The organism is Streptomyces sp. BBFR25 (assembly GCF_044590125.1).
Taxonomy (GTDB): Bacteria; Actinomycetota; Actinomycetes; order Streptomycetales; family Streptomycetaceae; genus Streptomyces; species Streptomyces canus_D.
This window is the reverse complement of sequence record NZ_CP172447.1, coordinates 8156813-8176307: the sequence shown is the minus strand read 5'-3', so window position 1 is coordinate 8176307 and position 19495 is coordinate 8156813. Positions and strand designations below refer to the sequence as shown.

Below are 19495 nucleotides of genomic sequence, written 5' to 3'. Positions count from 1 at the left end.
GCCGGGTCAGCGAGGTGAGAGGCGCACCGTCCCGCCCTCCGGCGTAACGCCCCGCCCGTCATGGCCGACGACGAGCACGGCCGCGTCGTCCTCGTGTCCGATCAGCTCGGCGTTCTTGAGCACGGCGGCCGCCAGCGCGTCCGCCTCCATGCCGACGACGGCGGCGAGGCTCGCCAGCCGCACCACCCGTTCCAGACCCTCGTCGACGGTCAGCGACGGCCCCTCCACCACACCGTCCGTGACCAGGACGAACACCCCGCCGACGGCGAGCCGGTACCGGGTCACCGGGTAGTCGGTGCCTTCCATGACGCCCAGCGGGGGGCCGCCCTCGTCCCGGCAGACCTCCGCCCTGCCGTCCGCCGTGGCCCGGACGCAGGGGATGTGGCCGGCCCGGGCGCTCTCCAGCAGGCCGGTCGCCGGGTCGTAGCGCATGAAGGTGCAGGTGGCGAACAGGTCCTTGTTGAGGGAGAGGACCAGTTCGTTCGTGCAGGCGAGGAGGTCGCCGGGTTCGCTGGTCACCGAGGCGAGCGCCCGCAGGCCGACCCGGACCTGGCCCATGAACGCGGCTGCGTCGATGGCGTGGCCCTGGACGTCTCCCACGGAGAGGCCGATACGGCCGTCGGGGAGGGTGAAGGCGTCGTACCAGTCCCCGCCCACGTTGAGTCCCGCGTACGCGGGTGAGTAGCAGGCGGCCAGGTGGATGCCGGGTACGGCGGGCAGGTCCGCGGGGAGCATGTCGCGCTGCAGGGCGATCGCCAGCTCCACCTGCGAGCGCCGCAGCTCGGCCAGCTCCTTCGCCCGTGTGGTCAGCGAGGCCAGCCGGGCGAGCAGCTCTTCACCGTCAGGTGCGGGATGCTTGCGGAACATCGACCACTCCCCGCCAGGCCGCCTCCCGGCAGGAGCCTCTCGGCCCCCTGGACAGTGCAAGTCTGTCACCCGGGACGGAAAAGGTCATGCGGGAGCCGTCCCGGGGGCGGCGACGGGCGGGTGCGGTGCGCGCCTCGCCGAGGAGCGCTGCGGCCCCGGGAGCGAGCGGCGCGGGACGAGCACCGCCCCGCGCCGGAGCACGCGGCGCCCCGACACGAGAGCCGTCGGCGACTGCGCCTCGTCACGCCGGTCAGCGTGGCGCCCCGGCAACGGGCACCCCACGGCCACGCCCCGCCGGAAAGCACGGCGCGTTCCGTACGCTTGGCGCATGCGCATGCGGCCCACTTTGAGCTGGACCCCGGGGGCGGACCTGCCGCCGGGCACCACGGACCTCGCCCCCGTCGCCGAGGCGCTGCGCGCCGGAGGTGTGCTGGTGCTCAGCGGGGCGGGCATCTCCACGGAATCCGGCATCCCCGACTACCGGGGCGAGGGCGGGAGCCTGAGCCGGCACACGCCGATGACCTACCAGGACTTCACCGCCCACCCCGAGGCCCGGCGCCGGTACTGGGCGCGCAGTCACCTCGGCTGGCGCACCTTCGGCCGCGCCCGTCCCAACGCGGGGCACCGGTCGGTGGCGGCGTTCGGGCGGCACGGTCTGCTCACCGGCGTGATCACCCAGAACGTCGACGGTCTGCACCAGGCCGCGGGCAGCGAGGGCGTCGTGGAGCTCCACGGCAGCCTGGACCGCGTCGTCTGCCTGACCTGCGGCGACTTCAGCCCCCGCCGCGAACTGGCCCGGCGTCTGGAGGAGGCCAACGCGGGCTTCGCGCCGGTGGCCGCCGGCATCAACCCGGACGGCGACGCCGACCTCACCGACGAGCAGGTCGGGGACTTCCGGGTGGTGCCCTGCACGGTCTGCGGCGGCATCCTCAAACCGGACGTGGTGTTCTTCGGCGAGAACGTGCCGCCGGAGCGCGTCGAGCACTGCCGCGAGCTGGTGCGCGCGGCGTCCTCGCTGCTGGTCCTCGGCTCCTCGCTGACGGTGATGTCCGGGCTCCGCTTCGTCCGCCAGGCAGCCGATGCGGGCAAGCCGGTCCTGATCGTCAACCACGACGCCACCCGCGGCGACCGGCTGGCCGTCACCCGCGTCGGGCTCGCGCTGGGACCGGCCCTCACGACCGTGGCCGACCGGCTCGGCCTCTCCGTCGAGGCCGCCGCGACGGCCTGACCAGGCAACGCGCTCCCCGCCGGGGGACGAAATCTCCCCGCGTCACCCCCTTGACCGTGGTCCCCGCACTCCATACAGTCCTCGCACCTCACGAGGTACATCGATTAACCAATCGTTAACCGCTTGGTTGGAGACCACCCCTGTGCGCTCATCGCTGACGCGGCGCGAACTGCTCGCCGCCGGTTCCGGTCTGGCCGCGGCCGCTGCCCTGCCCGCTCTGTCCGGCTGCTCGTCGTTGGCGTCGGCGGACTCCGACCCGGACACGCTCGTCGTCCACACGCAGCTCGGCACCACCGCGCCGGGCTCTCCCACGTATCTCGCGGCCGTGGACCGCTTCCGCGAGGAGAACCCGGGGGTGAAGGTCAAGAACCTCGTCAACGGCGACGACCTCGCCCAGGTCTACGAGACCTCACGGCTGGCCCGCAAGGAGGCCGACGTCGTGATGGTCAACCTCTACGACAAGACGCTGGCCTGGACGGACGTGGGCGCGACGGTCGACGTCAAGCCCTACCTCGACGACTGGGGGCTGCGCGGGCGCGTGCTGCCAGCCGCGCTGGCCGACTGGACCGACGACGAGGGCCGGGTCCGGGCGTTCCCCTACTTCGCCACGAACTGGCCCGTGGCCTACAACCGGGCCCTGCTCGACCGGGCCGGGGTCGACGCGCTCCCCACCACGGGGGACCAGCTGATCGCCGCCGCCCGCAGGCTGCGTGCCAAGGGCATCGCCCCGGTGACCGTGGGCGGCAACGACTGGACCGGGCAGAAGCTGCTGGCGCAGATCATCCAGACCTTCTTGTCCCAGGACGAGGCCCGGCACGTCTACTCCACCGGTGACTTCGGCGGTCGCGGCGCGCGCCTGGGCATCGAGTACTTCACGTATCTGCGCGACGCCGGTGTGTTCGCGGACAAGGCCCAGGGCCTCACCTCCGACTCGATGACCACGCAGTTCAACACCGAGGAGGCGGCCGTGCAGTCGGCGATGTCCTCCGCCCTGGCCAAGGTGCCCGAGAAGGTGGCCCGGCACACGGAGGTCGGTGGCTGGCCCCTGGCCGACGGCGCGGCGCACGACGCTCCCACCGTCATCCGCGCCTACACCCTCATCGGTTTCTGGATCAGCCCCAACGGCGTCCGCAAGATCGAGCACGTCGAGAAGTTCCTGCGGTTCATGTACCGCCCGGACGTCGTGGCGCGGTTCGTGACGGAGAGCGGCCGGGACATGGCCCTGCGCACGGACGCCGTCAGTACCGACTTCCCGCTGGTCGGCGCGGCTCAGCGGCTCGGCTCCGAGGTGAGCCAGGTGCTGCTGCCCGACGTGTACGTGCCGCCCGCCGCCGCGCAGCCGCTGATCACCGCGACCAGCACCTCGTTCACCCGGGGCACCAGCCCGGCCCGGGTGCGCGCCGCCCTCGAGTCCGCCTACCGGTCCGCATGAGCCGCCCCGACGCCCCTGACGCCCCCGGCTCCGCCGTCCGGTCCCCCCTCGTCCCCCTCCCCCGTTCCCCCCGTACTCCGGGAGTCACCGCATGACGACGCTCACCACGACGCCGGACGGGAGCGCGGCCCCGAGGTCCGCCCCGCCCGCCTCCCCCGTCCCGGCCGCGCGCCGGCCCCGGCAGGGCGGCACCGTCCTCGCGGTGCCCGCGCTGGTGTGGTACCTGGTCTTCATGGTCGGGCCGCTGCTCGCGATCTTCGTGATCGCGGCCCTGCACTGGCCGGGCATGCTCCAGCCGGTGTCCTTCGCCGGTCTCGACAACGTCCGGGTGGTGCTGGACGACCCGGTGTTCTGGGACGCGGTCCGCAACACCGCCGTGCAACTGGCCGTCGCCGTCCCGGTGATGATCGTCTGCGCGTTCATGCTGGGGTACTACGTGGCCCAGCGGCCGCCCGGTCACCGGGTCATCCGGTACCTGCTCTTCATCCCGGGGCTGATCTCCACCCCCGCGAAGGCGATGGTCTTCTACGCGGCCCTGTCACCGGACGGCCTGCTCAACGGCGGGCTGGAGAGCGTCGGCCTCGGCTCCCTGGCCGACGCGTGGCTGGCCTCGCCGTCGACGGCCCTGGCGTGTCTCATCGTCCTGGACATCTGGGCCGGCATCGGCTTCACCGCCGTCCTGTTCGCCGCGCGGCTGGGCAGTGTGCCGGACGAGTTGGGGGAGGCCGCCCAGTTGGACGGGGCGGGGCACTGGCGGACGATGTGGTCGGTCCACTTCCCCGTCATCCGTGACTACGTCGGCGTGGTGACGATGCTCCAGTTCCTGTGGACGCTGTTCGGCTCCGCGCAGCACGTGCTGCTGCTCACGCAGGGCGGTCCCGGCACGTCGTCCACCACGCTGTCGTTCCTCGTCTACCAGAAGGCGTTCATCGCCGCCGACCTCGGCTACAGCCAGACCGTCGGCGTGCTCCTCTTCCTCCTCGGACTCGTCGGGCTGCTGACGATCCGCCGCGTCTTCCGCCAGAACTACTGATCGGAGCAGCACTGATGAAGCTCGGCAAGCGCTGGCTCCCGGCCCACATCCTGGTGTGGACGTACGCGGTGCTGCTCGTCGTCCCGCTGTACTACTTCCTCGCCTCGGCCTTCAAGTCGAACGACGAGATCTTCGCGCACCCCTTCGCCCCGCCGTCCTCCCTGGGCCTCGGCAACTTCCGCACCGCGTTCGAGAGCGCCGACCTCGGGCTCGCGGTCGTCAACTCGGCGCTGGTGACGGTGTTCTCGCTGGCGCTCACCCTGCTGCTGGCGATCCCGGCCTCGTTCGCGCTGGCGCGGTCGACCGGGCGGCTGGCGGGCGTGGTCGAGAAGGTCTTCTCGCTGGGCTTCCTGATCCCGACGTTCGCGGCGCTCTTCCCCACCTTCCTCCTCGCGGCGGCCACCGGGCTGTTCCACACCCGCGTCTTCATGGTGCTGTTCCTCCCGGCCACGGCGCTGCCGCTGTCGGTGGTGATCCTGGTGCAGTTCATGCGCACCATCCCGCCGGAGATGGAGGAGGCCGCCCGGCTGGACGGGGCGTCCACCTTCGCGGTGCTGCGGCACGTGTACACGCCCATGTGCCTGCCGGGCATCGCCACCGTGCTGCTGCTGAACTTCCTGACCTTCTGGAACGAGTACCTCTACTCACTGGTCATCATCGGCCCCGACCCGGCGCAGCGCACGGTCCAGGTGGCCCTGCCCACGCTGAAGTCGATCACCGGCACGGACTACGGCGTGCTGACGGCGGGCACGGTGCTGACCCTGGTGCCGGTGTGGCTCGTCTACACCCTGCTCCAGAAGCGCATGCAGCAGGCCCTGGTCAGCGGGGCGGTGAAGATGTGAGCGTCTCCGTCGAGCGGGCCGGTCGCCGGCCCACCATCAAGGCGGTCGCGGCGGCGGCCGGGGTGTCGACGGCCGCCGTGTCCCAGGCCTTCAACAACAAGGGCCGGCTCTCCGAGGCGACCCGGCGCCGGATCCTCGACACCGCGCTGGAGCTGGGCTGGTCGCCCAGCGCCTCCGCGGCGGCGCTGCGCAACGCGCGCACCCGCAGTCTCGCCCTGGTGGTGCGACGCCCCACCGACGTGCTGGGCTCCGACCCGCACTTCAGTGAGCTGATCACGGGCATAGAGGGCGAGTTGGCGCCGCGCGGCTACGGTCTGCTGCTGCACCTGGTCAGCGGTCACCGCGAGGAGAACGCGCTGTACGAGCGGCTCGCGGCCGAGGGCCGGGTGGACGGCGCCGTGCTCACCGACGCCCGCGACGACGACGCCCGGCCCGCGCTGCTCGCGCGCCTCGGGCTGCCCGCGGTGCTGCTCGGTTCGCCCGACGACACGGCCGTCGTCCCGCGCGTCGGACTGCGCGACCAGGGCGCTGGGATCGCCGAGGCCGTCACGCACCTGCTGGGCCTCGGCCACCGGCGCGTCGCCTACGTCAGCGGGCCGCCCGAACTCCAGCACACGCGGGTGCGCAGGGCGGCCTTCGAGGGGGCCCTGCGCGAGGCGGGGCTGCGCCCGTTCGCGGTGCTGCCCACCGATTTCAGCGAGCGGCGCGCCGTCGGTGCCACCGAGGCGCTCCTCGACTCCGCCGACCGCCCCACCGCGATCGTGTACGCCAACGACTCGATGGCGGTCTGCGGCATCGGCACCGCGCAGCGCGCCGGGCTGGCCGTCCCCCGGGACGTGTCCGTGGTCGGCTACGACAACCTGCCGCTCGGTTCCTGGCTGCACCCCCGGCTGACCACCGTCGACCAGCAGGTGCAGCGGGTGGGCGCGGCCGCCGCGCGCATGCTCCTCGCCCTGTGCGGCGAGGAGGTCGAGGACACCGCCCTCGCCGAACGGCCCCGCCTGGTCGTCCGCGAGTCCACGGGGCCCGCCCTCACCTGACCACCATCCCCGGCCGCACGCCGCGGCCACGCACCCTCCGCACCCCACCACCCGAGAAGGACCATGCGACGCCACAGCGCCCAGCTCACCCACCAGTCCGACGTCCTGCCCTGGCTCGGCGCCAACTTCTGGTCCCGCACCGGCGGCCCGCTGATGTGGCGGAACTACGACCCGGGGACCGTCCGCGAGGAACTGCGCGTGCTCGCCGACCACGGCCTGAACACCACCCGGTCCTTCTTCTACTGGCCGGACTTCCACCCGGAGCCCGACCGGATCGACGACGAACTGTGCGCGCGCTTCGAGGACTTCCTCGACGCGCACACGGAGACGGGCATGGGGACCATACCCACCTTCATCGTCGGCCACATGTCCGGCGAGAACTGGGACCCCGCGTGGCGCGGCAACCGTGATCTGTACGAGGACGTGTGGATGGTGGGCCGCCAGGCGTGGTTCGTCTCCCGCATGGCGCACCGCTTCAAGGACCACCCGGCGGTCACGGGCTGGCTGATCACCAACGAGATGCCGGGATACGGGCGGATCTACCAGGTCGACCCGCCGTCCTCGGACGTGGTGACCGCGTGGGCACAGGCGATGTGCAACGCGGTGCGGGCGACGGGCGCCAGGCAGCCGGTGTCGCTCGGCGACGGGGCGTGGGGCATCGAGGTCACCGGCCGGGACAACGGCTTCTCGCTGCGGGAGACGGCCGAGTACGTCGACTTCGTGGGCCCGCACGTGTACCGCTCGGACACCGACCGGCCGCGGCAGCACTACCGGGCCGCCTTCGAGTGCGAGCTGGCGTCGGTGACCGGACAGCCCGTGGTGCTGGAGGAGTTCGGGCTGTCCACGGACACGGTCTCGGCCGCCAACGCGGGGATCTTCTACCGGCAGACGCTGCACAACTCGCTGCTGGGCGGGGCGACCGGCTGGCTGGCCTGGAACAACACCGACTACGACGACCTGTGGGACCGGTCCCCCTACGACCACCACCCCTTCGAGATGCACTTCGGCATCACCGACTCGACCGGCGCGCCCAAGGAGCCGCTGCGGGAACTGGCCGCCTTCGCACAGGTGTTGGAGGCCGTGGACTTCCGGCGCTGCTCCCGCGCGGACGCGGACGCCGCCCTGGTCGTGCCCGCCTTCCTCGAACGGGGCTATCCCTACAGCCGCCCGGCCGACCGGCCGCTCATCTTCACCTCCCTGCACCAGGGTTACGTCACCGCGCGCGCCGCCGACCTGCCGGTGGCCCTGACCCGCGAGGCCGACGGACTGCCGGGCGAGGCCTCGCTCTACCTGCTGCCCGCCACCCGGCAGCTGACCACCCGCACCCGCAGGGAGCTGGCCCGCCGGGCCGCCGAGGGCGCCACCGTGTACCTGTCGTTCTGCTCCGGCGAGCACCCGGCCACCCGCGGCCCCTGGTTCGACGACCTCGACGGGCTGTTCGGCGTGGAGCTGCAGCTGTCGTACGGCGTCGCCGAGCCGATCGAGGACGACGTGCTGGAGATGACCTTCACCGAGGACTTCGGCGACCTGCGGGCCGGCGAGGTGCTGCGCTTCCCGGTCGCGGGGAACGAGGACAGCCGCGCCTATCTCCCCGTCGTGCCGCGTGCGGGCCGGGTCGTCGCGGTGGACGCCCACGGGCGGCCGGCCCTGATCGTGCGCGAGACGGGGGTGGGCCGGACGGTGCTCGCCACGTATCCGCTGGAGCACATGGCGGCCCGCACGGCACGCGTGAACCCCGATGTCACGCAGCGTCTCTACGCGGCGCTGGCCCAGGTGGCGGGGGTGCGGCGGCCCGTCACGGTCGCCGATCCGCATGTGTCGGCGGACGTCCTCGTCCACGCCGACGGCCGCCGCTTCGTGTGGCTGGTCAGCCAGAGTGCCGAACCGCTCGTGGTCCGTCCGGCCGCCGAGGGGAAGCTGCACGACCTGGGCGACGGCGCCCCGGTGGAGGACGTGGCGCTCGACGCGTACGGCGTAGTGGTGCTGGAGCTGCGATGACCCTGCCCCGCTACCGTGACCCCGCCGCGCCGGTGCCGGACCGCGTCCGCGACCTGCTGGGCCGCATGACCCTCGCGGAGAAGGTCGGCCAGGTCAACCAGCGCATGTACGGCTGGGACGCCTACGAACGCGCCGGGCAGGGGCACCGCCTCACCGACGCCTTCCGCGCGGAGGTCGCCGCCTTCGACGGCATGGGCGCGCTGTACGGGCTCCAGCGGGCCGACGCCTGGTCCGGTGTCGGCTTCGCGGACGGCCTCGACGCCCGGGACGGGGCGCGCACGGCGGCGGCGGTGCAGCGGTACGTCGTGGAGCGCACCCGGCTGGGCATCCCCGTCCTGCTGGTGGAGGAGATGCCGCACGGCCACCAGGCGCTGGACGGCACGGTCCTCCCGGTCAACCTCGCGGTCGGCGCCACCTGGGACCCGGAGCTGTACGCGGACGCGGTGGCCGGTGCGGCCGCCGAACTGCGGGCGCGGGGCGCGCACATCGCGCTGGTGTCCGCGCTGGACCTGGTGCGTGACCCGCGTTGGGGACGCAGTGAGGAGTGCTTCACCGAGGACCCGTACCTGGCCGCGCGGATGACCGAGGCGCTCGTCGAGGGGGCGCGGCGGGCGGGGGTGGCCGTGGTCCTCAAGCACTTCGCCGGGCAGGGTGCCACGGTCGGCGGCCGCAACAGCGCGGCGACGGAGCTGGGACGGCGGGAGCTGCACGAGGTGCATCTGGCGGCGGCCCGGGCCGGGGTGGCGGCGGGTGCGGCCGGGGTGATGGCCGCCTACAACGAGTTCGACGGTCTGCCCTGCGTCGCGAACCGGTATCTGCTGACCGATCTGCTGCGCGCGCAGTGGGGGTTCGAGGGCGTCGTCATGGCGGACGGCACCGCGGTGGACCGGCTGGTGCGGCTGACCGGCGATCCGGTGTCGGCGGGGGCGCTGGCCCTGAACGCCGGGTGCGACCTGAGCCTGTGGGACGCCTCCTTCACCCGGCTGGGCGAGGCGGTGGAACGCGGTCTGGTGTCCGAGTCGGCGCTGGACGCCGCGGTGGCGCGGGTCCTCGCGCTGAAGTTCCGCCTGGGCCTGTTCGAACAGCCCCTGCCTCCGGCCCGGTCCGAGGCCGCGGCTCTGCCGGACCCCGCCGAGCTGGGCGAGCGCGTCGCCCGTGCGTCGGTGACGCTGCTCGCCCACGAGGGCGGGGTGCTCCCGTTGTCCCGTGCGGTGCGGCGGATCGCGGTGCTCGGCCCGAACGCCGACTCGTTGTCCCAGCAGATCGGCGACTACACGGCGCCGCAGCGGCCCGGGGTGGGGATCACCGTCCTGGAGGGCATCCGTGCGGCGGCCGCGCCCGGCACCGAGGTGCTGCACGGGCGGGGGTGCGGCCTGGTGGGCGACGACGTGTCGGACGTCCCTGCGGCCGTCGCCCTGGCGGCCGGCTCCGACGTGGCCGTGCTGGTGCTCGGCGGCTCCAGTGCCCGTTCCGCGGACACGGTCTTCGACGCGAACGGAGCGGCCGTCACCGGTGCCGGAACGCCGTCCGGCATGACCTGCGGCGAGGGTGTCGACCTGGCGGACCTGGCGCTGCCGCCCGCGCAACGGGCCCTGCTGGCCGCGGTGTCGGCGACCGGAACCCCGGTCGTGGTGGTGCTGGTCCAGGGCCGCCCGCACGCCCTGCCCGAGCTGGAGGCACCCGCGGCGGCGGTGCTGAGCGCCTGGTACCCGGGACCGCGGGGCGGGCGCGCCGTGGCCGAGGTGCTGTTCGGCGACGCCGAGCCCCGCGGCCGACTGCCGGTCTCCGTGCCCCGGTCGGCCGCCCAACTGCCCGTCTACTACAACGGCAAGGACCACCGCTACCGCGGTTACGTCGACCAGAGCGCCGGTCCGCGCCACGCCTTCGGGCACGGCCTGTCGTACACGAGTGTCGTGTACGGGACGCCGAGACTGTCGCACTCCCGGGTCGGCGCGGACGCCCCGCGTCTGACCTGCCGGGTCACGGTCCGCAACACGGGGGCCCGGCAGGCCGAGGAGACGGTGCAGCTGTATGTGCGCCGACTGTCCGGGGGCACGTCCTGGCCGCGGGTGCGCGAGTTGCGGGGCTTCGTCCGCCTGAGCGTCGCGCCCGGCGACGAGGCCGAGGCGGTCTTCGAGGTGGGCCCGGACACGCTGGCCTCCGTGGGGCGCGACCTCCGGCTCGCCATGGAGCCGGGGGTGGTCGAGCTGGAGACGGGCCCGTCGTCGGACCGGACGACGGGTGCCCCCCTGGAGATCACCGACTCGGAATCGAACGCAACTTAGGCTAGCCTTCCCTTCATGGCGAAGGTTCGGCGGCTCACGCCCCAGCACCCGGAGATGTTCCGCGCCCGCGTCGTTCGGGCCGAGCGGGTCTCCCCGTCCATGCAGCGCGTCACGGTCACCGGACCGGGGCTCGGCGGCTTCCCGTGGCTGGGGTACGACCACTGGTTCCGCCTGTTCCTCCCGCTCCCCCACCAACGGGGCCTGCGCCTGCCGGAGTTCACCGGCTCGCAGTGGTGGCAGCCCTACCTCGCCATCCCGGAGGACGAGCGGCCGCACTGCGCCAACTACTCCGTGGCCGACTACCGGCGGACGTCGGCCGAGCTGGACATCGACTTCGTCGTGCACCGGGGTCCCACCGGCGAGGTGGAGGGCAGGGCCGCGATCTGGGCCTGCGGCGCCCGCCCCGGGGACGCGCTCGCCCTGCTCGACCAGGGCATCCTCTTCGACTGCCCGCGGGACGCCTCCGAGGTGACCGTGGTGGCCGACGAGACCGGACTGCCCGCCACGGCGAGCATCATGCGCTCGCTGCCGGAAGGCACCGTGGGACGCCTCATCCAGGAGATCCCCACCGACGCCGACCGCCGCGAGCTGAACGCCCCGCCCGGTGTGGCCGTCTCCTGGGTCGTACGGCGGGACGCCACCGCGGTCCCCGGCGCCGCCGCGCTGCGCGAACTGCACCGGCTGACCCGCGCCGACGCGGCGGGATACGCCTTCGTCGGCGAGTCGACCCTGGCCACCGAGGGGCGCAGGCACCTGCACCGGCTGGGTCTGCCGAAGGAGCGCATCACCTTCTCGGGGTTCTGGAAGCACGAGGCGATGGCGGCGGTCTGACCCCGGCCGTGCCCGCTACGCCTGGGCGCCCTTGACGCGTTCGTAGTGCCGCCGGGCCTTCATCCGGTTCCCGCACTCGGCCATGGAGCACCAGCGGGCGCTGTTGGGCTTGCTCCGGTCCAGCAGGAAGCGCCGGCAGTCCGGATTGCCGCACGGCTTGAGCCGTCCCGGCCGGGTCTCCTCGACGTGCGCCCAGGTCAGCAGCAGCTCCACGGCGAGGCGGTGCGCGTCAGGGACCCGTAGGGCCCATTCCAGCCTGCCGCCCTCGAAGGCCGGCACCTTGCTGACGCCTTCGAGGAACTCGCTCAGGCACTCCGGCTCCCGCCGCCCCCGGACGACGTCCTGGAGGGCGTCCCGCGCGGCGACCAGGAAGGCGACCTCCTCGTCCGACCCGGCCCCTCCGTGGCCGCGCACCCAGGCCCGGCCCTCGGCGGGCGTACCCAGAGCGTCGCTCACCGAGGCCCGCACGACGGGAGTCGTGTTGAGCAGTTCCAGGAGGACGTCCTCCGCGGCCGTGTCGGCCACCGCCTTCACCCCTAACCGTTTCCGCGACATTGGCAGGTTACAACAGCCCTACCTAACCCCATAACTCCTCTTGACAGGTTAGCCCGAGGAGTGCTGGACTCTACCTAACCGCCAAAACTGACTTTAGGGGTTGCCATGAGTGTCGCCGTGCACCACAGGACCGCCACCGTCGACGGCCTGGACGTCTTCTACCGGGAGGCCGGTGACCCGCAGGCGCCGGCCGTCGTGCTGCTGCACGGCTTCCCGACGAGCAGCCGCATGTTCCGCGACCTGATCCCGAGGCTCGCGGACACCCACCACGTGATCGCACCCGACATGATCGGCTTCGGGTACTCGTCCGCGCCCGCGGCGGACGCGTTCGACTACGACTTCGACTCCCTCACGGACGTGACCGTCGGCCTCCTGGACCGGCTCGGTGTGGAGCGCTTCGCGGTGTACGTGCAGGACTACGGGGCACCGGTGGCGTGGCGCATCGCCGTCCGGACCCCGCACCGCATCACCGCGATCGTCACGCAGAACGGCAACGGCTACACCGACGGCTTCGTCAAGGAGTTCTGGGACGGACTGTTCGCCTACACCGACGACCCGACCCCCGAGACGGAGGCTCCCGCCCGGGCCGCGCTGGCCCCCGAGTCGATCCGCTGGCAGTACCTGAACGGGGTCCCCGACCAGAGCCTCGTCAGCCCCGACACCTGGACCCTCGACCAGGCCCTGCTCGACCGGCCGGGCAACGACGCCGTACAGCTCGCGCTGTTCCGCGACTACCCGACCAACGTAGACCTCTACCCCCGTCTCCACCAGTACTTCCGCGACACCCGGGTGCCGCTGCTGGCCTGTGGGGCGCGAACGACGAGATCTTCGGCCCCGAGGGCGCCCACGCGTTCCGGCGCGACCTTCCGGACGCCGAGATCCACCTGCTGGACACCGGGCACTTCGCCCTGGAGACCCACCTGGAGGAGATCGCCGGTCGCATGCGGGACTTCCTCGCCCGGACTACGACCTCACAAAGGCCAGCAGGTCGGGGTTGATGACCTCCGGGTGGGTCGAGAGCATGCCGTGCGGGAGCCCTTCGTACGACTTCAGGGTGCCGTTCGCCAGGAGTTCGACCGACTTCGGGGCCGCGTCCGCGTAGGGCACGACCTGGTCGTCCGTTCCGTGCGCGACGAGGACCGGGACGTCGATCCGCTTGAGGTCGTCGGTGAAGTCGGTCTCCGAGAACGCCGCGATGCACTCGTAGTGGGCGTTGGCCGCGCCCATCATCCCCTGCAGCCACCAGTGGTCGATCAGCCCCTGGGAGACCGTCGCGCCCTCCCGGTTGAAGCCGTAGAAGGGACCGGACGGCACGTCGATGTAGAACTGCGCGCGGTTGGCGGCGAGGGCCGCTCGAAACTCGTCGAAGACCTCGATCGGCAGGCCCTCGGGGTTGGTCCCGGACTTCACCATCACCGGCGGGACGGCGCTGACCAGCACGGCCTTCGCCACCCGGCCCGGCTCGGCGCGCGCCACGTAGCGCGCGACCTCGCCGCCGCCGGTGGAGTGCCCGATGTGCACGGCGTCCCGCAGGCCGAGGGCCTCGGTCAGCGCCGCGACGTCGGCGGCGTAGGTGTCCATGTCGTGGCCGGTGGAGGGCTGGTCCGAGCGTCCGTGGCCACGGCGGTCGTGGGCGATCACGCGATAGCCGTGGGAGAGGAAGAACAGCATCTGGTTGTCCCAGTCGTCGGCACTGAGTGGCCAGCCGTGGTGGAAGACGATCGGCAGACCGGCGCGCGGGCCCCAGTCCTTGTAGAAGATGTTCGTGCCGTCGGAGGTGGTGACCGTGCCCATGGCTGATCCTTCCGCGTGTACGACGTGTACGACTGAACCGCCAGCCACCTTACGCCGATAACCGACATAGCTCACTTTTCACCCGTAATGATCAGATCGCGAAGAAGCCGGATGACGGAGGAAGCCATGGCAGCGGGGCCGCACAGGGTGGGCTTCCTCGTGTTCGACGGCATGAAGCTGCTCGACCTGTCGGGACCGGCGGAGGTCTTCAGCGAGGCCAACAGGTTCGGCGCCGACTACCGGCTGAGCATCGTCTCCGCGGACGGGTCGCCGGTGTCCTCGTCCATCGGCATGACGGTCACGGCGGACACCGACGCACAGGCCGCCGACTGCGACACGCTGGTCGTGGTCGGCGGCGACGCGTTGCCCGGCTCCCCCGTGGACCCCGCTCTCCGCGCGGCCGCGAAGGCACTGGCGGACCGGGCGGGGCGCATCGCCTCGGTGTGCACCGGCGCCTTCGTGCTGGGCGCGGCCGGGCTGCTGGAGGGCAGGCGTGCGACGACGCACTGGCAGCACACCACGACGCTGGCCCGCCGCTGTCCGGCGACGCGGGTCGAGGCCGACGCGCTCTTCGTGAGGGACGGCAGCACCTACACGTCCGCCGGCGTGACCGCGGGCATCGACCTCGCCCTCGCCCTGCTGGAGGAGGACCACGGTCCCGCCGCGGCCCGCGAGGTCGCCCGCTCGCTGGTGGTGTACATGCAGCGGGCCGGCGGCCAGTCGCAGTTCTCCGCCTCGCTCCAGGGCCCCGCTCCCCGCACGCCCGTGCTGCGACTGGTCCAGGAGGCGGTGCAGGGCGACCCCACGGCGGACCACGGCCTGGAGGCGCTCGCCGCCCGGGTGCGGGTCAGTCCGCGGCACCTGACGCGCATGTTCCGGGCCGAGCTGGACACCACGCCGATGAAGTACGTGGAGCTGATCCGCTTCGACTTGGCCAAGGCCCTGCTCGACGCCGGGCACAACGCCACCGAGGCCGCCACCCGTTCGGGCTTTCCGAGCTACGAGAGTCTGCGCCGGGCCTTCTCCCGGCATCTCGGGCTGTCCCCCATCAGGTACCAGCAGCGCTTCGCCACCACCGCGCGGGAGTCATGACCGGTTCCGAGGGGTTCATGGCCATCGGGCAGCGGACGCGGCCCGGCCGTCCGGCGGAGGGTGGGAACCGACACGACAGGCACCGTCCCGGGAGGACCACCATGACGGAGACCATCGCCGGAATCGACATCCCCGACAGCTCGCTGGCGCGGGAGGCGACCGAACTCGTCCGTGACACCACACCGCCGCTGATCTTCCACCACTCGCGCCGCGTCTACCTGTTCGGCAGCCTCCAGGCCGCCGCCCTCGGGCTGCGGCCGGACCCGGAAATGCTGTACGTCGCCGCGCTCTTCCACGACACCGGTCTGGTGCCGCCCTACCGCGGCGACGACCAGCGCTTCGAGATGGACGGCGCGGACCAGGCGCGGGCCTTCCTGCTGGCCCACGGCGTGCCCGAGGCCGACGCGAACACCGTGTGGACGGCCGTCGCGCTGCACACCACCCCGGAGGTCCCCTACAAGCTGGCCCCGGAGATCGCGGCGACCACCGCGGGCGTCGAGACGGACGTGCTCGGTCTGAACCTGGCCCGCATCACCCGGGCGGAGATCGACGCGGTCACCGCCGCCCACCCCCGTCCGGACTTCAAGAAGCAGATCCTCCAGGCGTTCACGGACGGGTTCCGGCACCGCCCCGACACCACCTTCGGCACGGTGAACGCGGACGTCCTGGAACACTTCGTGCCGGGCTTCCGGCGCACGGACTTCGTCGAGGTGATCGAGAACTCCGCCTGGCCGGAGTGACCCCTTCTCAGGGCGCCTGGGGCCGGGGGTTCCTGCGCGGGGAGAGGGTGGCGTTGGGGAGCACGGGTGCCGGGAGGCGGTCACCGGGGTAGCCCTCGACCCGGCCGAAGCGGCCGGTGTCGTTCTCCCAGTCCGCGCGGGCCTCCACGATCTCGTCGTGGGACCGCCCGACGAAGTTCCACCACATGATGATCTCCTCCGGGAAGGGCGGACCGCCCAGCACCACCAGCCGGGCGGCCGCGGGCGCCTCGTTCGTCAGGGTGAGAGCCCGTCGTCCCGGCCCGGCGTACGCCAGTTCGGCGGGGCGCACGACCGTGCCGTCGAGGCGTATGTCGCCGCTGTCGACGAGGACGCCGTGCTCGAAGCCGGGGTCGACGTCGAGGCTCACGGTGGCGCCCGGGTCCAGGGTCACCTCGGCGCCGAGCAGGGGCGTGAAGGTGCCGACCGGCGAGGTGTCCCCGGCGAGCGTGCCGAGGAAGACGCGCGCCTCGCCGCCGTCCAGGGCGACCGGGGCGGGCACGTGGTGCTGGAAGTCGGGGGCGGTGTCGCGGTGCTCCGAGGGCAGCGCCACCCAGAGCTGGACGCCGTGCAGGACCGTGGTGTCCGGCGTGGCCACCTCGGAGTGGCTGATGCCGTGGCCGCCCGTCATGAGGTTCACCTCGCCCGGCCTGACGAACGCGTGGCTGCCCAGGCTGTCCCGGTGCTCGATCACCCCGCTGAACAGCCAGCTGACCGTCTGCAGGCCGATGTGCGGGTGGGGCGCGACGTTCATGCCGCCCGACTCCGGGACCTCGTCGGGGCCGTAGTGGTCGGCGAAGCACCAGGCGCCGATCAGCGTCCGGGCCCGCTGGGGCAGGGTGCGGCGCACCTTCATGGCGCGCGGACCGCCGAGCGGGACGTCCCGCGCGGTCAGGATCTCCACGCCGACCGCGGGCGCCCCGTCCTCCCCTGCCCCGCACCTGACTTCGGCGGGACGCGCTTCCGTGTTGCTCACCGCTCGGTCCTCCCACTCGGCCCACTCGGCCCACTCGGCCCACTCGGCCCCGAAAGTTTCACTTTCAACTTCTGTGGTTCGATGATAGGACGTGAGAAACGCCGGCGCGCAACGGAGGGCACCCCACATGACGCAGACGCCAGTACGCACCGAGGCAGTCGTCCCCGGAGGCACTGACGAGCGACGCGTGTTCATCGACAAGCAGAGCCCCGCGGCCTACACCGCGCTGCGCGCCACGGCGGAGGCGGTCCGCGGTGTCGCCGACGCGGCCGGGCTCGACCGGACCCTCGTGGAACTGGTCAACATCCGCGTCTCGCAGCTCAACGCCTGCGCCTACTGCCTCAACACGCACACCAGGGCCGCGCTGCGGGGCGGCGAGACGACCCAGCGGCTCGGGGTGCTCCCGGCCTGGCGCGACACCGAGCTGTTCTCGCCCGCGGAACGCGCCGCGCTCGGCCTCGCCGAGGCCACCACGCACCCCGCCGACGCGGGCGCGCAGAGCGCTGCGTACGCGGCGGCGCGGGGTGTCCTGTCGGACGACCAGATCTCCGCCGTGATCTGGGTGGCGATCACCATCAACGCCTTCAACCGGGTCTCCGTCCTGAGCAAGCACCCGGTGCGCGGCGCCTCGCGCGCCTGACCGCCGGCATGTGCGCCCGGTCCGAGGGGTCCGGCGACGGCGACATCCGCCGGACATTCGTACAAGACCCGTGACCGGCACCGGGCGCACCCTTCCGGCATGAGTCAGTTCGACGCCGATCTCTCGCACGGCATGCACGTGGTGCACGACGGCCCGCCGCAGGCGCCGCCCATCCTGCTCATCCATGGTTCCGGCGCCTCGGGCGCCTCGTGGGACCCGGTGGTCCCGGCGCTGGCCGAGCACCGCCACGTCCTGCGCATCGACCTCCCGGGCTGCGGCAAGTCCCCGCCCACCCCGTCGTACGACGTGCCGTTGCAGGCGGGCCGGGTGGCGGCGCTCCTGGACGACCTGGGGCTGCGGTCCGTGACGGTGGCCGGCCACTCCAGCGGCGGCTACGTCGCCACGGCGCTCGCGGAGCGGCGTCCCGACCTGGTCGGGGCGATCGCCCTGGTCAGCACGGGTCCGAGTCTGGACGCGCTCCTCCCCCAGCCGATGATCCTCCGGCTGCTGCTGGCACCGCCCTTCGGCCCGCTGCTGTGGCCGCGGCGCACGGACGCGATGCTCCACAAGGCGATCGCGGCGACGGCCGCCGGACCCGTGGACGTCCCGGAGGCGATGATCGACGACGTGCGGGACATCTCGTACCGCTCGTTCAGAACCGTGTCGCGCGGGAACACCGCCTACCTCGCCGAGCGCGGCGTGCCCGAGCGCCTCGCCGCCCTCACCGTCCCGGTGCTGGTGCTCTTCGGTGCCGCCGACCCGCGCTGGGACCCGTCGTCGGCGCACCGGTACGAAGCCGTGCCGAACGCGCGGCTCGAACTGCTGCCGGGCGTCGGACACCTGCCGCCGCTGGAAGCGCCCGGGCCGACCGGCGAGTTGCTGCTCGGCTTCAGCGCCCTGGACGCGGACCTCCCGGCCGCCGGCCCCGAGACCTAGACTGGTCGCGTGTTGTCCACGGAGGCACCGAACGGGGCGCCGCCCGACTGGTCGATCGTGGACGTCGCGGTCCCGCGTCCCTCGGCCCGGCTCGCGGGCGTCAGCATGGCCGGGTTCAGTCAGCAGGTGTCCGCCTTCGCGGACATCGCCATGGTCGCGCATCCGTCCGTCACCCTGCTCATCGACCTCAGCGACGGGGACGGCATCCTGTACAGCGCCCGGGGCCGGCACGGGCACGGCAGCTTCGTCGTCGGGCTCGCGCCGGGGAATCTCAGGGCGGCGGGCCGGATGGGCACATGCCTGCAGATCCGGCTGGAACCGGCGGTGGCGGCCGCGGTGCTCGGCCCGGCGGCGGCGCTCGGCGGGAGGGTGGAGTCGTTCGAGGACGTGTGGGGCCGCGAGGCGGAGCGGGTCCACGACGAGTTGCGCGCCGCCGGGCCGTGGGACGAGCGGTTCGCGCTCGCGGCGGGCCTCCTCCGCCGACGCATCGCGGACCGGCCGCCGGTCGACCCCGAGGTCGCCCACACCTGGCGGACGACGCTCGGCAGCCGGGGGCGCGTACGGGTCGACGGTCTGGCCGAGGAGGTCGGCTGGAGCCGCAAGCGGCTGTCGGCGCGGTTCCACGCCCAGCTCGGCATCACGCCCAAGCGGGCCGCCCGACTGGTGCGGTTCGACCACGCCGCCCACTTGCTCGCGGCGGGCCTGGCCCCGGCCTCGGTCGCGTTCGAGAGCGGCTACGTCGACCAGTCCCACCTGCACCGGGAGGTCAAGGCCTTCACCGGGCTGACCCCCACGGCGGTGGCCGGCGCCCCGTGGCTCGCGATCGACGACGTCGCGTGGCCGGGTTCGTCACCGGTGCCGCCCAGGGGCTCCATGGAGTCCGCGGGGGCCGCACCGCGTCGAATGGCACCTCCCGTCAGGGCGTGGAATCGTGGACGGACGGCATCCACGGGTGCCCGCTGACACGCACGCGCCCGGAACAGACGTCTTCCGAAGGAGGCACGCATGTCCTCGAAGCGACGCCGGAAGAAGAAGGCACGCCGCAACCACCCCGCCAACCACGGACGGCGGCCCCAGTCCTAGGGAAGCCGTCCGGTGCGTCCCCCCGGCCCACGGTGGCCGGGGGGACGCGGCCGGGGTGGTGGGCAGGTGGTGTCCCGGAGGGTTTCGGCCCGCCCGAGCAGCGTG

The 19495-nt window shown here is 72.9% G+C and carries 17 protein-coding genes and 1 pseudogene; 14 read left to right on the top strand and 4 right to left on the bottom strand.

Annotation, left to right across the window (positions count from 1 at the left end):
• Positions 1 to 6: 6 nt before the first annotated feature.
• On the bottom strand, positions 7 to 867 hold the full coding sequence (locus ACGH52_RS36655) for a PP2C family protein-serine/threonine phosphatase (RefSeq protein ID WP_399945799.1): 861 nt from the start codon (positions 865 to 867) through the stop codon (positions 7 to 9).
• 328 nt (positions 868 to 1195) lie between these two features.
• Between ACGH52_RS36655 and ACGH52_RS36650 the strand changes: the two genes are divergently transcribed.
• The 8 genes from ACGH52_RS36650 to ACGH52_RS36615 all read left to right on the top strand — a co-directional run bounded on the left by ACGH52_RS36650 (position 1196) and on the right by ACGH52_RS36615 (position 11556).
• Positions 1196 to 2095 carry an NAD-dependent protein deacetylase gene (locus ACGH52_RS36650; RefSeq protein WP_399945796.1) on the top strand — a complete coding sequence of 300 codons (900 nt, stop codon included), beginning with the start codon at positions 1196 to 1198 and terminating at the stop codon, positions 2093 to 2095.
• 142 nt (positions 2096 to 2237) lie between these two features.
• Entirely contained in the window at positions 2238 to 3527 is a 1290-nt protein-coding gene (locus ACGH52_RS36645) for an ABC transporter substrate-binding protein (protein ID WP_399945793.1), read from the top strand.
• A gap of 91 nt (positions 3528 to 3618) precedes the next feature.
• On the top strand, positions 3619 to 4560 hold the full coding sequence (locus ACGH52_RS36640; protein ID WP_399945790.1) for a carbohydrate ABC transporter permease: 942 nt from the start codon (positions 3619 to 3621) through the stop codon (positions 4558 to 4560).
• Positions 4561 to 4574: 14 nt separating this feature from the next.
• Positions 4575 to 5402 carry a carbohydrate ABC transporter permease gene (locus tag ACGH52_RS36635; protein ID WP_059296537.1) on the top strand — a complete coding sequence of 276 codons (828 nt, stop codon included), beginning with the start codon at positions 4575 to 4577 and terminating at the stop codon, positions 5400 to 5402.
• Positions 5399 to 6442, top strand: coding sequence for a LacI family DNA-binding transcriptional regulator (locus ACGH52_RS36630; protein ID WP_059296538.1), 1044 nt, complete (start codon positions 5399 to 5401; stop codon positions 6440 to 6442). The genes ACGH52_RS36635 and ACGH52_RS36630 overlap by 4 nt, the downstream gene beginning before the upstream one ends.
• Positions 6443 to 6505: 63 nt before the next feature.
• Complete coding sequence (locus ACGH52_RS36625; protein ID WP_399945786.1) at positions 6506 to 8440, top strand: cellulase family glycosylhydrolase; 1935 nt, start codon at positions 6506 to 6508, stop codon at positions 8438 to 8440.
• Positions 8437 to 10725 carry a glycoside hydrolase family 3 N-terminal domain-containing protein gene (locus ACGH52_RS36620; RefSeq protein WP_399945784.1) on the top strand — a complete coding sequence of 763 codons (2289 nt, stop codon included), beginning with the start codon at positions 8437 to 8439 and terminating at the stop codon, positions 10723 to 10725. Before ACGH52_RS36625 ends, ACGH52_RS36620 begins: the two co-directional genes overlap by 4 nt.
• Before the next feature lie 15 nt (positions 10726 to 10740).
• Complete coding sequence (locus ACGH52_RS36615) at positions 10741 to 11556, top strand: siderophore-interacting protein (protein WP_399945782.1); 816 nt, start codon at positions 10741 to 10743, stop codon at positions 11554 to 11556.
• A 15-nt stretch (positions 11557 to 11571) separates the two neighbouring features.
• On the opposite strand, the gene ACGH52_RS36610 is transcribed toward ACGH52_RS36615, so the two are convergent.
• Positions 11572 to 12081: a CGNR zinc finger domain-containing protein gene (locus ACGH52_RS36610; RefSeq protein ID WP_308293489.1), complete on the bottom strand. Its 510-nt coding sequence runs from the start codon at positions 12079 to 12081 to the stop codon at positions 11572 to 11574.
• A gap of 135 nt (positions 12082 to 12216) precedes the next feature.
• On the opposite strand from ACGH52_RS36610, the pseudogene ACGH52_RS36605 reads away from it, so the two are divergent.
• Positions 12217 to 13109 (top strand): annotated as a pseudogene (locus ACGH52_RS36605) (alpha/beta fold hydrolase).
• Here the strand turns inward: ACGH52_RS36605 and ACGH52_RS36600 are convergent.
• Positions 13075 to 13905, bottom strand: coding sequence for an alpha/beta fold hydrolase (locus tag ACGH52_RS36600; RefSeq protein WP_399945780.1), 831 nt, complete (start codon positions 13903 to 13905; stop codon positions 13075 to 13077). The pseudogene ACGH52_RS36605 and the gene ACGH52_RS36600 sit on opposite strands and share 35 nt — an antisense overlap.
• Positions 13906 to 14031: 126 nt before the next feature.
• Between ACGH52_RS36600 and ACGH52_RS36595 the strand changes: the two genes are divergently transcribed.
• Positions 14032 to 14997: a GlxA family transcriptional regulator gene (locus tag ACGH52_RS36595; RefSeq protein ID WP_247700105.1), complete on the top strand. Its 966-nt coding sequence runs from the start codon at positions 14032 to 14034 to the stop codon at positions 14995 to 14997.
• 101 nt (positions 14998 to 15098) lie between these two features.
• Positions 15099 to 15737, top strand: a complete 639-nt coding sequence (locus ACGH52_RS36590; RefSeq protein WP_399945777.1) for an HD domain-containing protein — start codon at positions 15099 to 15101, stop codon at positions 15735 to 15737.
• Positions 15738 to 15744: 7 nt separating this feature from the next.
• Here ACGH52_RS36590 and ACGH52_RS36585 read toward each other — a convergent pair whose 3' ends face one another.
• Entirely contained in the window at positions 15745 to 16731 is a 987-nt protein-coding gene (locus ACGH52_RS36585) for a pirin family protein (RefSeq protein ID WP_399945775.1), read from the bottom strand.
• 127 nt (positions 16732 to 16858) lie between these two features.
• Here ACGH52_RS36585 and ACGH52_RS36580 point away from each other — a divergent pair, with 127 nt between their 5' ends.
• From ACGH52_RS36580 to ACGH52_RS36570, 3 genes are all read left to right on the top strand, one after another.
• A complete protein-coding gene (locus ACGH52_RS36580) occupies positions 16859 to 17371 on the top strand; it encodes a carboxymuconolactone decarboxylase family protein (protein WP_076972537.1) in 513 nt (170 codons plus the stop codon).
• Positions 17372 to 17470: 99 nt separating this feature from the next.
• On the top strand, positions 17471 to 18307 hold the full coding sequence (locus ACGH52_RS36575; protein ID WP_076972538.1) for an alpha/beta fold hydrolase: 837 nt from the start codon (positions 17471 to 17473) through the stop codon (positions 18305 to 18307).
• Between the two features lie 9 nt (positions 18308 to 18316).
• Positions 18317 to 19270, top strand: coding sequence for a helix-turn-helix domain-containing protein (locus tag ACGH52_RS36570; protein WP_399945771.1), 954 nt, complete (start codon positions 18317 to 18319; stop codon positions 19268 to 19270).
• Positions 19271 to 19495 lie beyond the last annotated feature (225 nt).

What these genes read in the sequence shown, in the direction of transcription:
- ACGH52_RS36655 (WP_399945799.1), bottom strand. Translation starts at nt 867, where the DNA reads ATGTTCCGCAAGCATCCCGCACCTGACGGTGAAGAGCTGCTCGCCCGG.
- ACGH52_RS36650 (WP_399945796.1), top strand. Translation starts at nt 1,196, where the DNA reads ATGCGCATGCGGCCCACTTTGAGCTGGACCCCGGGGGCGGACCTGCCG.
- ACGH52_RS36640 (WP_399945790.1), top strand. Translation starts at nt 3,619, where the DNA reads ATGACGACGCTCACCACGACGCCGGACGGGAGCGCGGCCCCGAGGTCC.
- ACGH52_RS36635 (WP_059296537.1), top strand. Translation starts at nt 4,575, where the DNA reads ATGAAGCTCGGCAAGCGCTGGCTCCCGGCCCACATCCTGGTGTGGACG.
- ACGH52_RS36625 (WP_399945786.1), top strand. Translation starts at nt 6,506, where the DNA reads ATGCGACGCCACAGCGCCCAGCTCACCCACCAGTCCGACGTCCTGCCC.
- ACGH52_RS36620 (WP_399945784.1), top strand. Translation starts at nt 8,437, where the DNA reads ATGACCCTGCCCCGCTACCGTGACCCCGCCGCGCCGGTGCCGGACCGC.
- ACGH52_RS36615 (WP_399945782.1), top strand. Translation starts at nt 10,741, where the DNA reads ATGGCGAAGGTTCGGCGGCTCACGCCCCAGCACCCGGAGATGTTCCGC.
- ACGH52_RS36600 (WP_399945780.1), bottom strand. Translation starts at nt 13,905, where the DNA reads ATGGGCACGGTCACCACCTCCGACGGCACGAACATCTTCTACAAGGAC.
- ACGH52_RS36595 (WP_247700105.1), top strand. Translation starts at nt 14,032, where the DNA reads ATGGCAGCGGGGCCGCACAGGGTGGGCTTCCTCGTGTTCGACGGCATG.
- ACGH52_RS36590 (WP_399945777.1), top strand. Translation starts at nt 15,099, where the DNA reads ATGACGGAGACCATCGCCGGAATCGACATCCCCGACAGCTCGCTGGCG.
- ACGH52_RS36580 (WP_076972537.1), top strand. Translation starts at nt 16,859, where the DNA reads ATGACGCAGACGCCAGTACGCACCGAGGCAGTCGTCCCCGGAGGCACT.
- ACGH52_RS36575 (WP_076972538.1), top strand. Translation starts at nt 17,471, where the DNA reads ATGAGTCAGTTCGACGCCGATCTCTCGCACGGCATGCACGTGGTGCAC.